General features: G+C 35.3%; 7 protein-coding genes. All 7 read left to right on the top strand.

The features are described 5' to 3' along the window. The first annotated feature begins 55 nt into the window (after positions 1 to 55). The 7 genes from dnaN to mfd all read left to right on the top strand — a co-directional run bounded on the left by dnaN (position 56) and on the right by mfd (position 13,726). Entirely contained in the window at positions 56 to 1,198 is a 1,143-nt protein-coding gene (gene dnaN / locus B4H39_RS07405) for a DNA polymerase III subunit beta (protein WP_251422218.1), read from the top strand. Positions 1,199 to 1,241: 43 nt separating this feature from the next. Next, on the top strand, positions 1,242 to 4,559 hold the full coding sequence (rexB, locus tag B4H39_RS07400; RefSeq protein ID WP_251422215.1) for an ATP-dependent nuclease subunit B: 3,318 nt from the start codon (positions 1,242 to 1,244) through the stop codon (positions 4,557 to 4,559). Next, a complete protein-coding gene (gene addA / locus B4H39_RS07395) occupies positions 4,559 to 8,122 on the top strand; it encodes a helicase-exonuclease AddAB subunit AddA (RefSeq protein ID WP_251422212.1) in 3,564 nt (1,187 codons plus the stop codon). Before rexB ends, addA begins: the two co-directional genes overlap by 1 nt. Before the next feature lie 2 nt (positions 8,123 to 8,124). Continuing rightward, positions 8,125 to 8,328: a DUF951 domain-containing protein gene (locus B4H39_RS07390; protein ID WP_251422209.1), complete on the top strand. Its 204-nt coding sequence runs from the start codon at positions 8,125 to 8,127 to the stop codon at positions 8,326 to 8,328. Between the two features lie 118 nt (positions 8,329 to 8,446). Next, positions 8,447 to 9,562, top strand: a complete 1,116-nt coding sequence (gene ychF, locus B4H39_RS07385; protein WP_251422206.1) for a redox-regulated ATPase YchF — start codon at positions 8,447 to 8,449, stop codon at positions 9,560 to 9,562. Between the two features lie 109 nt (positions 9,563 to 9,671). Next, complete coding sequence (gene pth, locus B4H39_RS07380) at positions 9,672 to 10,244, top strand: aminoacyl-tRNA hydrolase (protein WP_251422203.1); 573 nt, start codon at positions 9,672 to 9,674, stop codon at positions 10,242 to 10,244. After that, a complete protein-coding gene (gene mfd, locus B4H39_RS07375) occupies positions 10,241 to 13,726 on the top strand; it encodes a transcription-repair coupling factor (RefSeq protein ID WP_251422200.1) in 3,486 nt (1,161 codons plus the stop codon). Before pth ends, mfd begins: the two co-directional genes overlap by 4 nt. Positions 13,727 to 13,838: the final 112 nt, after the last annotated feature.

Raw genomic sequence — 13,838 nt, 5'->3', positions numbered from 1 at the left:
AGCCTACTACTATTACTAATATATTTATATAAATAAATAAAAGAAAAGGACTCTCATGATAAAATTTTCAATTAACAAAGTAGCTTTTCAAAATGCATTAAAAATTACCAAACAAGCCATTGGTTCTAAGGTAACTATTCCAGCTTTAACAAAATTAAAAATTGAGGTTACAACAGAGGGAATTACTTTAACTGGTTCAAATGGTCAAATCTCTATTGAAAACTTTTTACCAGCAACTGATAGAGATGCTGGTATGCATATTTCTGATACAGGAAGTATCTTATTAGAAGCTTCTTTCTTTGAAAGTGTCGTCAGTCAAATGCCTGAACTTGCTTTAGAATTTAAAGAATTGGAACAAAAGCAAGTACTTTTAACCTCAGGTAAATCAGAAATCACATTAAAAGGACAAGATGCAGAGATTTATCCTCGTATTCAAGAAATTTCTCAGGAAAACCCGCTTAAGATTAATGTTGGCTTTTTGAAAGAAATTTTTACGGAAACAGTATTTGCTGTAAGTACACAGGAAAGTCGTCCTATTTTTACTGGGGTTCATTTGACTTTATCCGATAAAGTAAACCTTAAAGCTGTTGCGACAGATTCGCACCGTATGAGTCAACGACTTCTTGTTCTCGAAAATGAAGGAACGGATTTTGATGTTGTTTTACCAAGTAAATCTATTCAAAACTTCAAAAATGTTTTTAGTAATGATGAAGAAGATCTTGATATCTCATTGGCTAATAATCAAATTCTTTTTCGTAATGAACGCATCAGCTACTATAGCCGTCTAATCGAAGGAACTTATCCTGATACAAACCGCTTAATTCCTAATGAAGATGACTATAGCTTGAACTTGGTCTTTGATGTTGCAGCTTTACGTCGTACAATGGAACGTGCACGTCTCTTATCAAATGCTACAGCAAATGGCACAGTCAAACTTACAGTATCAGGAGACTCAGTCATTACAACAGCTAATTCACCTGAGGTTGGGAGTGTTCATGAAGAGTTGACAGCGATTGAAAAAAATGGTGAAGATATTGCAATCAGCTTCAACCCACAATATCTGATTGATGCGCTTCGTGTCATAAAAGAACCAGAAGTTCGTATCCGTTTCATTTCAAATGTCCGTCCTTTTACACTTCTTCCTAAGAATGATACAGACAGTTTCATACAGCTTATTACACCTGTCAGAACAAACTAAAAAATGTTAGAATAGACTTAACGAAAGTGAGGTCTATTTTTTTATGGAAATCATTTATACTGAAATTACACAAGATTTGACAGCTTTTCTTCTTGAGCGAGCAAAAAAAGCATTAAGAGAAGGAAAAAAAGTTTATTATATTGTTCCATCTTCAATGTCTTTTGAAAAGGAGAAAGAAATATTAGAACGTATTTCTTCAGGGGAAGATACCGCAGTTTTTGACTTACTGGTTACGAGATTTAAGCAACTTCCCTATTATTTTGATCGAAAAGATATAACGTTGCAAGGGAAAGTAGAACTCACTCAATCAGGATTGAGTATGCTTTTTCGAAAAGTCTTGAAGTCTTTTTCTAAAGAAGAGTTACCTTTTTATTACAGTTTACAGAATTCGCCAGCTTTTCTAGAAATGCTGGTTAATTTACGTGCAGAGTTAATTACAGCAAATTTGACCTTTGAAGATTTGCCTAAAAGCCCTAAAAACGCAGAATTATCTGCCATTTTGCATCGCTTTGAGGAGGAATTAAGGGCTTCTTATGCTAATTTTTCAGAGTTCCAAGATTTCACTCAAAATATAAGAGAGGGAAAGTTTACTCAAGATTTACAAAATACAGTGCTTATAATTGACGGTTATACTCGATTCAATGCTGAGGAAGAAAGCTTTATTTCTGCTATTCAAGAAGAAGTTTCAGAAATAATAATTGGGACATATGCCAGTGAAGTTGACTACAAGTTGACAGACTTTTCCTTGTCAGTTTACAAAAATTCCTTAGAAATGCTTGAACGATTTCAAAACAAATTCTCGGCTAAAATAAAGTATATGTGCAAACCAAAAGCAGAGACAGTTTATGATAAATTGACGGATTTGCTAAAAATGGAAACAAATTTTCTCCAGGACAATGTGAAAATTGAGTTGGATAGTCAAGATAAACGTCATTTTGAAATTTGGGAAGCTGAAAATCAGATGGCAGAGATAGAGGCTGTTGCAAAAGAGATTCGTCAGAAAATCACCAGAGGTGCCTCGTTTAAAGACTTTACAGTATTGGTAGGTGATGTTGATACATATGCTATACCTCTTCAAGAAACTTTTGAACTTTACGAGATTCCTTTTTTCTATGCCCAAGAAGAATCTATGAGTCAGCATCCCTTGATTATTTTTTTAGAGAGTCTTTATGCGATTAAAAAGAATAACTATCGGACTAATGATGTGGTCAATTTGCTAAAGAGCAATATTTACAGAGATGTAAACTTTGATCAAGAGAGCTTAGATTATTTTGAATACTATGTCAATAAATATAAAATTCGAGGAAAAAAGAAGTTTGTCAATTCTTTTGATGCGAGTGAATTTTTAGAAAGAGATAAAGTTGAGGCTTTGAGAGAAACACTTTTTGGAGAGCACTCGGCTTTGCAAGTATTTTTAAAAGGTAATTCAGAAAAAACAGGTAATGCATGGCTTAACAGTTTTCAAAACTTTCTCCAAAAAGGGAATGTTTTAGAAAATATGAACAGTCTTTACAATCAAGCAGAGCATGAAAACAATCATGGATTGGCGGACAAGCACGAGCAAGTTTGGAAGTTACTCTTGTCTAACCTAATGGAGTTTAAGTCTATTTTTTCTGAGCAAAAGATGAAAGTTTTAGAGTTTCTAGACTTGATTTTATCTGGTTTAAAAAATGCCAAATATCGTCAAATTCCAGCAAATGTTGATGTTGTAAATGTTAAAGACTATGAGCTTGTCGAAGCAAGGACCAATAAATATATATATGCTATAGGTTTAAGCTTGACTAACTTTCCAAAAGTAAAGCAAAATTCTAGTCTACTTTCCGATGAAGAACGTGCTTCCATCAATCAGAATGTATCTCATGATGATTTTCGCTTTATTGAACAGCTAAATGTGACAAACTCTAGTAAGAATACTTTTACAAGTCTTTCCTTAATTAATGCTGCCACGGATAAACTTGTTCTTTCAACGCCACAAATTTATGCCAATGTTCAAGATGAAATTTCGCCCCTATTACAGCTATTTATTAAACATACAAAAGCGGGAGAAAATATCAAGCGTGAGATTTCTTCGGTTAATCTTTTAGAAACCGTGGAACATATAGGTAATAAACGTTCTTTGATTTCAAACATTGGTAAAATTGAGCACTTGCTTGCCCAAGAGGAAGAAAAAGTAGAAAATGATAAACGCAACTTTTGGTCAAGCTTATTTCGAATTCTAGTTAAAGAAAGTTCAGATTTTCAAAGTCTGATTCACAACCTAGATCAAGATATAGCTCCTGTAGCCTTAGCAGCAGATACGGTAAAAGAAGTTTACAGTGATGAAATCTATGCCTCTGTCAGCAGTTTTGAACGTTTTTATAATTGTGAGTATCAGTATTTTTTAGAAAAAACTTTAAATCTTGAAATTTTTGAAAATATTGATTTAAATTCGAAAGTAGTTGGAAATTTCTTTCACGAAGTTTTTGAAAAACTTTTATTAAGTCCAAGTTTGACAAGTGAAAATTTCGATCAGCATTTAGAACGAGTTTTACAGGAAGTTGACAATAATTATGCGCGCTACTTTACACAAGATGCTACTGCACAATTTACTTGGGCAAATCTGGGAGAAATTGTAAAGCAGACAGCAGTTATTTTGAAAAAAGGCTTAGAGAATAGCCAGATAAAAACCTTATCAACTGAGGGTGCTTTTGGTTTCCCACATAGTGAACTGGGTGAGTTTACTATAGATAAAATTAGTCTTCGAGGGCGAATTGACCGAATAGATCAATTTTTTGAGAATAGTGTGGGAGCCGTTGATTACAAATCAAGTCAGCATAAATTTGATTTGGTTTCTGCCTATGATGGAACAAGTTTACAATTTCTTACTTATCTCGATGTCCTAAAACAGACGGCTGAAAATCAAAAATTATGGGGAGCGCTTTATCTGCAATTAAAAAATGAGAGTATCAATCTTTCAGATGTGAATTCTTTAGGTGAAATCGCGGCCTTATTATCTAAAAATATGCGCTATGAGGGACTTATTCTTGAGGAGTATAGGGATAAGATAAGTGAGGAAATCAATCTTGTAAATATCAATCGAAATAATGTTTATAGTGAGAGAGAATTTGAAAGTTTGCTTGAACTTAATAAAAAACATTATATTAGAGCTGGACAACGTATTCGTGCAGGTGAAATTGCTATCAATCCTGTGATGACTAAGGAAGGAATTGATAAGACAGGTAATGTACATGGTTGTCGATATTGTCCTTTGAAGTCCATCTGTCGTTTTGAGGCTAATAGACATATGAAAGACTATACACGTGAGGTAGGTCAAAAAAGTCGAAAAGAAATTCTTGATGAATTGAAAGGAGAAAAAAGCTAATGACTGATGTGAAATTGACAGCAGAACAGCAAGAAGCTATATATAGTCAAGGTCATAATATACTTGTGTCAGCAAGTGCTGGCTCTGGTAAAACTTTTGTCATGGCTAATCGTATTGTTGAAAAGGTAAAAAGCGGAATTGCCATAGAAAGCTTATTTATTTCTACTTTCACTAGAAAGGCAGCAACTGAACTGCGAATACGTCTAGAAAAAGATTTGAAAAAGGCTAGTCATAAAACTCAAGATGTAGTTGAAAAACAGAGGATAAAAACAGCCTTACAAGATTTGGCTCACGCAGATATTGGAACAATGGATAGCTTTACTCAAAAGCTATTACGCACGCACTTTAATCGTGTTAATGTAGATCCTAATTTTAGGATTTTAGCAGATCAAACAGAAAGTGATCTTCTAAAGCAAGAGGTTTTTGAAGACCTTGTTGAACAATACCTTTCGGAGAGTTCTGGGATTGAAAAAAGAGCCAAAATACCTAAAAAAATATTTGAAAAATTGGTTAAAAATTTCTCAAAAGATAGGAATATCAAGGGTTTTCAAGATGTAGTTTATACGGTTTATAAATTTGCTTCAGCAACAGAAAATCCGGAAAAATGGTTAAAAAATGATTTTCTCAAAGGATTTGATTTATACCAAAAATTTTCCGATATCCCCGAAAAATTTGCACACGATGTAATGTGTAAATTGGAGGAATTTCTTCTCTTTTTAGAGAAAGCTTTAGAGGAAAAAAATCTGACGGCTAAAACTTTAGAGAAAGCACAGATTGTTTTGGATAATGGAGAGTATTTGATTGAAAGTTTAAGAGTTAGTGATTATGAACAATTTGCAGAAGTTTTTAAATCACTAGACTTTTCTCGGTGGTCTCTTAAAAAGGATGAAATTTTATCAGAAGTTTTTAAAACAGTAATTGGAACAAAGAGTAATCCGGGCTTAGTTCGTGAATTTTTAGAAAAAATCAAGCATTTGTCAACGATTGAAAAATATCAGCCTGAAGCAAAAAATTTGGCTGAAAATCTACAAAAATTTGTTCTTTATTTTTATCAGTCTTATTTGGATAAAAAATATTCGGAAAATGCTTTTGAATATTCGGATATTGCACACTTTGCAATTAAAATTTTGGAAGAAAATACAGATGTAGTAAGGGAATATCGTACCAAGTACAGCGAGATAATGATTGATGAGTATCAAGATACTAGTCATGTTCAAGAAGCGATGTTAAGATTACTAAGTAAAAACGGAGATGGATCCGACAATCTATTCATGGTTGGCGATATAAAGCAGTCTATCTATGGTTTTCGTTTAGCTGATCCGAGCCTTTTTCTAAAAAAATATCATGCTTATGCTAGGGAAGATAATCCTCATCAACTTATACGTTTGAAGGAAAATTTTAGGTCTCGTGGAGAGGTTCTTGAATTCACAAATGAAGTTTTTAGACATTTGATGAATGAAGAAATTGGTGAAATGATCTATGGTAAGGAAGAAGAGCTCATTCAAGGAAATCTGGTAGATTACCCAGAGAAACTTGAAAAAAATTATTATCCAGAGCTCCTTCTTTATGAGGAAGATTCAACTGAAGATGAAAGAGATCAAATCAGTGATGGTGAAATTAAGATTGTTGCTCAACAAATTAAAAATTTAATGGCTTCAGATGCAAAGTTGAACTATAAAGATATTGCTTTGTTGGTACGTTCAAAGTCCCAAAATAACAAAATAGAAGATATTCTTAGAGATTACGATATTCCGGTTGTACTTGATGAGGGGCGAGTTGATTTTCTAAAATCACTTGAAGTAATATTGATTTTGGATGTTTTGCGTGCGGTTGATAATCCACTCTATGATATTCCTTTGGTTGCAACATTGCGTTCACCTATGTTTAATTTTACAGAGGATGAGCTTACCCGAATAAGTCTTAATGCTGGTTCTGATACACGATTTTGGAAAAAGTTACAGATGTCAGATGGGAAAATGATAACACCTGTTCTTAAAGAAAAAATCACTCAGTTTTTGAACAAGTTTACATCATGGCGTAAACTTGTAAACGAGCTTCCGATTCATGAGTTGCTTTGGAAAATTTATACGGAAACCTACTATCTTGACTATGTTGGTGCCCTTCCAAATGGTGAGATGCGTCAAGCAAATCTTCAAGCCTTGTCAACACGTGCAGAATTGTACGAGAAATCAGGTTATAAGGGCCTTTTTAGATTCATAAAAATGATTGATAAATTTATGGAACAAAATAATGATCTTGCTTCTGTAAATATCAAGTTGCCTCAAAATGCTGTAAGAGTAATGACATTTCATAAGTCCAAAGGATTGGAGTTTGATGTTGTTTTCTTGATGAATTTACAAACCAAGTTTAATCAAAGAGATTTAAAAGAATCTGTAATATTGACACGTGAAAATGGCTTGGGGATGAAATATACAGCAGATTTAAAAAAGGAAGAGGCTGTTGAAACGGACTTTCCTTATGCTTTAGTCAAGATGGATACACTGCCTTATCTTGTGAATAAGGAGTTGAAACGAAATGCGACACTGTCTGAAGAGATGCGTGTATTGTATGTCGCATTTACGCGTGCAAGGAAAAAACTTTACATGGTGGGAAAAATCAAGGAGAAAGAATTAGAAAAATATGCGGATATACATCTGGAAAATGGTATTCTTCCAGACAAATATCGTCGGTCAGCAACTGGCTACCAACATTGGCTTCTGGCGCTTCAAACAGCCCATTCTTTACCGATGATTATTAAAATAAATACTTCTTCTGATTTACAGGATACCAATAAAAAGTTTACAGTACGTCCCAACTTTAAAAAATTAGCAGAAGACTCAAAAAAATTTGACAGAATAATGGACACTATTGATGAAGTAAAACAGGCGCGTGCAGTAATGGATTATGAATATCCAAAAGAGGCAGCAACACAATTGTCTAGTATTCAAACACCAAGTCAAGTGAAAAAGAAAAGCTATGAAAAGCAATTGGAACTTGGTAATATTTTGCCTACAAGTGAGTACGTGCGTGTGAAACAACTTGAATTGTTGGATCTTGACCAACATAAAATTACTGCAGCAGAAATTGGTTCGGCTACACATAGTTTTATGCAACGTGCAGATTTTTCAAGACCAAATTTGTTTGACTTCCAACAAACACTGGATCAAATGGAACTTCATGATGAAGTGAAAAATAAAATTGATTTACCCAAAATCCTGACTTTATTTGACACAGATTTTGGTAAAGTGCTGGTTGATAACGTGGAGCGTACAATCAAGGAAGCCCCTTTTTCTATGTTGAAAACAGATGAAGTTGCACAAGAACAATATATTGTTCGAGGAATATGTGATGGCTTTATCAAATTTGAAGATAAGATTATCTTGTTTGACTATAAGACAGATTATTTCCGCAGTAATGATCAAATTTCTGAAATCAAGAAGAATTATGAAGTTCAGATGGAACTTTATGCAGATGCTTTAAGAAAGGCATATGGTGTCAATCAAGTTGACAAGTATTTGATTTTATTAGGTGGTCCTCGAAAAGTCGTTGTAGAAAGGATTTAGGAATGTTAGATTATGACTTAGGCTCAATTGTTGAAATGAAAAAACCTCATGCCTGTACAATAAAAGCAACAGGGAAAAAAGCGAACAGTTGGGAAATTATTCGCATGGGCGCAGATATCAAAATCCGATGTACGAATTGTGAACACATAGTTATGATGAAGCGTAATGATTTCAATAAAAAAATAAAAAAGGTTGTGACAAAGTAGTCACAATCTTTTTGTTCAGTTTTATCTAAAGAAGCTGATAGAATATGCTTTTTTGTCTTTTTTCATGATTTACGGTATAATTGGATGACTATAAAATTTGACGGAGAAATGAATAAACATGGCTTTAACAGCAGGTATTGTCGGCCTTCCTAATGTCGGAAAATCTACTCTTTTTAATGCAATTACAAAAGCGGGTGCTGAAGCAGCAAACTATCCTTTTGCGACCATCGAGCCTAATGTAGGTATGGTTGAAGTTCCCGATGAACGCTTGACTAAAATCACAGAATTAATCAAACCTAAAAAGACAGTTCCTACAACTTTTGAATTTACAGATATTGCAGGGATTGTAAAAGGTGCCTCTAAAGGTGAAGGTTTGGGGAATAAGTTCCTGGCTAACATTCGCGAGGTGGATGCAATCGTGCACGTGGTTCGCGCTTTTGATGATGAAAATGTGATGCGGGAAAATAACCGTGAGGATTCTTTTGTTGACCCATTGGCAGATATCGAAACAATTAATTTAGAGTTGATTTTGGCCGATTTGGAGTCAGTAAACAAGCGCTATGCGCGTGTTGAAAAGGTTGCGCGTACAGTTAAGGACAAGGATGCAATTGCAGAATTCAATGTTTTGTCTAAAATCAAGCCTGTTTTGGAAGAGGGAAAATCTGCGCGAACAGTAGAATTTAATGAAGATGAGCAAAAAATTGTGAAGCAACTTTTCTTGCTGACGACAAAACCTGTCCTTTACGTCGCTAATGTAGGTGAAGATGAAGTAAGTGCTCAAGATGACATTGAGTATGTAAAACAAATTCGTGAATTTGCAGCGACTGAAAATGCAGAAGTTGTCGTTATTTCAGCGCGTGCTGAAGAAGAGATTGCAGAACTTGACGATGAGGACAAAGCAGAGTTTCTTGAAGCACTTGGTTTAGAAGAATCTGGTGTTGATAAATTAACAAAAGCTGCTTATCACTTACTGGGACTTGCAACATATTTTACAGCTGGTGAAAAAGAAGTACGTGCTTGGACCTTCAAACGTGGCATGAAAGCTCCTCAACTGGCAGGAATCATTCATAGTGATTTTGAAAAAGGATTTATTCGTGCTGTAACCATGTCTTATGATGATTTAATGAAATATGGTAGTGAAAAGGCCGTCAAAGAAGCAGGTCGTTTACGTGAAGAGGGTAAAGAATATGTGGGACAAGATGGCGATATCATGGAATTCCGCTTTAACGTTTAGGGCTCTTCCCCAAGCTTTTAAATCTATAAGCCAAAAAGTTTTACAATAACTAAAAAGAGCTGATTTGTATAAATCAGCCTTTTGCTATTTTTTGGAAAGAGGAGAAAAAATGACAAAAATGATTGTAGGGCTGGGAAATCCTGGCGACAAATATGAGAAAACAAAACATAACATGGGCTTTATGGCTGTTGATTTACTTGCAAAAGACTATGGTGTAAACTTTAGTTTGGAAAAAACCTTTATGGCCGAAGTTGCTTCTACTTTTGTTAACGGTGAAAAAGTTTTTTTAGTAAAACCGCAAACCTTTATGAATGAATCAGGACGCGCCATTCAACCTTTACTCACTTACTATAATCTGGATCCAGCAGATTTGACAGTCATTGTTGACGATATGGACTCAGCTGTCGGACGCGTGAGACTACGTCAAAAAGGTTCTTCCGGTGGTCAACGAGGTATTAAATCAACAATCACTCATCTAGGGACAGAACAATTCAATCGAGTAAAAATTGGGATTGGACGTCCAGAACACGGAAAAACAGTAGTTGCACATGTCTTATCTAAATTTGATAAAGAAAATGTAGAAATTGCACAGGATGGCATAAATAAGGCTGTAGATGCAGTGAAATTCTATATTGAATCAAATGATTTTTCTCAAGCAATGAATAAATTTAACGGACAATGAAAATAAACGAATTTTTTGATCAAAACCATGATTTACAGTCATGGCAGAGAAGTTTTGCAAAAGCAGAGCGTACGCTTTTAACCGGTCTCTCCGGAACTGCCCAGGCGATGGTTATGGCAAATGCTTATGAGAATAATCCGGATAAGTACGTGATTGTCACTGATAATCAATACCACGCCAATGAACTTTATGATGAACTGACTCATCTTGTTGAAGATGAGAAGGTTTACCAATTTTTTTCAGATGACAATGTTTATGCTGAGTTTGCGATAGCAAGTAAAGACCGGACAGCATATCGTCTTGAAGCTCTAAATTTCCTGCTTGATGCACAGCAAACAGGCTTTTTAGTTGTTCCTTTCATGGCTTTACGTTCGATCTTGCCCCAGCCTGATAATTTCCAAGAAAACTATCTTCTTCTAGCTCAAGGCGATGAGTTTGACATGGAAAACCTACTCGCTATTTTAACTAGCGCAGGTTATGAAAAGACACAGCGCGTGATGATGCCCGGAGAGTTTTCACACCGTGGCGACATCGTGGATATTTACCCACTCGATGCAGCCCAGCCTTTAAGGCTAGAATTTTTTGGCGATGAAGTAGATACGATTCGTTCTTTCGACAGTGAAACTCAACGTTCCCTCGAAAATATGGATCAGGTAGAAATATATCCAGCCAGCGACTTTATTTTAATGCCCTGGGAATTTGATCAAGGTGTAAAAAAATTAATCGCTCAACTAGAAAATATAACGGATCCTATAGCGCAATCTTACTTTGAAGAAGTTATTGCAGCAGCAGAAAATCATTACTATCATAAAGATTTGCGCAAGTTTGCAGAATATTTTTATGAAAAACCTGCCTCTCTTTTAAATTATTTTCCGAAAAATATTCAAATTTTCATTGATGATTTTCAGAAAATTAACGAAGCCAACAATAAAACAGAGCAAGAACTTGCAGAATTTATCGTTTCGGAAAAAAGTATGGGGCGCTCTTTTGAGGGGCAAAGCTATCTTTTGGATGTTATTTCTAAGTTACGTTCTCACAAACCAGCAAGTTTTTTCTCCAATTTTCAAAAAGGTTTAGGTAATATAAAGTTTGATGCTTTATATAATTTTAATCAACATTCAATGCAACAGTTTTTCGGACAAATGGAACTTTTTTATACAGAAGTTGACAGGTTTGTAAAGCAAGGGTTTACAGTTGTCCTAGCTGTATCTTCAGAGAAACTACGCACGGAGCTTCAAAAATTTGATTTAGATCTTCAGGTTGTATCTACTGAAGAAATTCAAAAAGGAAAAGTAAACCTTCTGAATTTAAGTCTTAATAATGGTTTTAATTTTATTGATGAGAAACTCGTTATTATTACCGAGTCAGAAATTTTTGGCAAAGCACGAAAGAAAAAAGCACGGCGCTTAAATATTACCAATGCGGAACGTCTAAAAGATTATAACGAGCTTGAAGTTGGCGATTACGTTGTCCATAAAAATCACGGGATTGGGAAATACTTAGGGATCCAAACTATTGAAGTATCAGGTATGCACCGTGATTATCTAACGATTCAATATCAAAATGGTGATACGATATCTGTTCCAGTAGACCATCTGAGTCTGTTAAGTAAATACTCGGCGGCAGAGGGAAAAACGCCCAAGATAAATAAGCTGAATGATGGACGTTGGCGTAGAACAATGTCTTCTGTAAGTAAGCAAGTTGAAGATATTTCTGAAGATTTAATCAAGCTTTATTCTGCGCGACAAGCTCTCAAAGGATATGCTTTTTCTCCTGATGATACAAATCAAGAAGAATTTGACAATGATTTTACTTATCCAGAAACTGCTGATCAGATACGTTCAATCAATGAAATAAAAAAAGACATGGAACTCGAACGGCCAATGGACAGACTCTTAGTAGGAGATGTGGGTTTTGGAAAAACAGAAGTTGCTATGAGAGCCGCCTTTAAAGCAATCAATGACAGTAAACAGGTGGCTGTGTTGGTACCAACCACCGTTTTAGCTGAACAGCATTTCAGTAACTTTATGGAACGCTTTGTAAACTTCGGTGTAAACATTGCTGTTCTGAGTCGTTTCCAAACCAAGTCACAGCAAAAGGAGATTTTAGATAAGTTAAAGAAGGGGCGTGTGGACTTAATCATTGGTACCCACCGCCTTTTATCCAAGGATGTCGAATTTCTTGACTTGGGCTTAATGATTATTGATGAGGAACAGCGTTTTGGTGTAAAACACAAAGAACGTTTGAAAGAGCTAAAAACACAGGTCGATGTACTGACCCTTACTGCAACGCCAATACCAAGGACGCTACATATGTCCATGTTAGGTATTCGTGATTTATCCGTCATTGAAACGCCTCCAACAAACCGTTATCCTGTCCAAACATATGTAATGGAAACCAATTATGGTGTTGTTCGTGATGCTATATTGAGGGAAATTTCACGTGGAGGGCAGGTTTACTATGTTCACAATCGTGTTGACAGTATTGAGCAAAAAGTTTCACAACTTGAAGAACTTATTCCTGAAGCAAGAATTGGATTTATTCATGGTCAGATGACAGAGATTCAACTGGAAAATACCTTGATGGATTTTATCAATGCTGAGTATGACGTTTTAGTTACGACAACGATTATTGAAACTGGAGTTGACATTCCGAATGCCAACACACTTTTTATTGAAAATGCGGATATGATGGGTTTGTCGCAACTCTATCAATTGCGTGGACGGGTTGGACGAAGCAGTCGGGTATCCTATGCTTATCTTATGTACAAACCAGAAAAGATTTTATCTGAGGTTTCAGAGAAGCGTTTAGAGGCTATAAAAGGTTTCACTGAACTTGGTTCAGGTTTTAAAATTGCCATGCGTGATCTTTCAATTCGAGGTGCAGGAAATTTACTTGGTGCAGAACAATCTGGATTTATTGACTCAGTTGGATTTGAACTTTATTCGCAACTTCTTGAAGAAGCTGTCCATAAACGTATGGGGGGAGATAAAGTTAAAGCGAAGACCAACGCAGAGATAATGCTAGGATTAGATGCCTTTATTCCAAGCTACTATATTAGAGATGAACGCCAAAAAATTGAGATTTATAAGCGTATTCGTCAAATAGATAGTCGCCAAAGCTATGAAGAACTCCAAGATGAAATGATCGATCGATTTGGTGAGTATCCAGATGAAGTTGCTTATCTTTTGGAGATTGGTTTGCTAAAAATATTTGCCGATAACGCTTTGGTGGAAAAAATTGAAAAGAATAAAACGATGCTTATTCTAAGCATGGCTAAATCAGCCAATACGATGTACATTCCTCAGGAATACTTTGAAGCTTTAGCTGAAACAGCTTTAAAAGCAAGTGTAGGTGAGAAGTCGGGGCAGATGACTTTCCAATTCAAAATTGATAATCGAAAGGATGTTGTGTTACTCCGCGAAATCATGAATTTTACAGAGAAACTCTCTGACCTGAGAGACAAGCACGAAAAGGAGTAGCGTTTCATATGAAACGGTCTTCTTTTTTATAGAAAAAGCGTCTTATTTCAAAGATTTAGGCTTTTATCAGAAATATTTTCAACTGATTTTCCAAAAGACTTGAAGTATGTTA

Origin of the sequence: Lactococcus sp. UBA7128, from assembly GCF_002492185.1 — a bacterium.
In the GTDB taxonomy this organism is placed as follows: domain Bacteria; phylum Bacillota; class Bacilli; order Lactobacillales; family Streptococcaceae; genus Lactococcus; species Lactococcus muris.
Note: the sequence above shows the minus strand (reverse complement) of the source record. Positions and strands in the feature narration are given on the sequence as shown.

Bases quoted from the DNA above. Each gene is read 5' to 3' on its own strand.
- dnaN (WP_251422218.1), top strand. From the start codon at position 56: ATGATAAAATTTTCAATTAACAAAGTAGCTTTTCAAAATGCATTAAAA.
- rexB (WP_251422215.1), top strand. From the start codon at position 1,242: ATGGAAATCATTTATACTGAAATTACACAAGATTTGACAGCTTTTCTT.
- addA (WP_251422212.1), top strand. From the start codon at position 4,559: ATGACTGATGTGAAATTGACAGCAGAACAGCAAGAAGCTATATATAGT.
- B4H39_RS07390 (WP_251422209.1), top strand. From the start codon at position 8,125: ATGTTAGATTATGACTTAGGCTCAATTGTTGAAATGAAAAAACCTCAT.
- ychF (WP_251422206.1), top strand. From the start codon at position 8,447: ATGGCTTTAACAGCAGGTATTGTCGGCCTTCCTAATGTCGGAAAATCT.
- pth (WP_251422203.1), top strand. From the start codon at position 9,672: ATGACAAAAATGATTGTAGGGCTGGGAAATCCTGGCGACAAATATGAG.
- mfd (WP_251422200.1), top strand. From the start codon at position 10,241: ATGAAAATAAACGAATTTTTTGATCAAAACCATGATTTACAGTCATGG.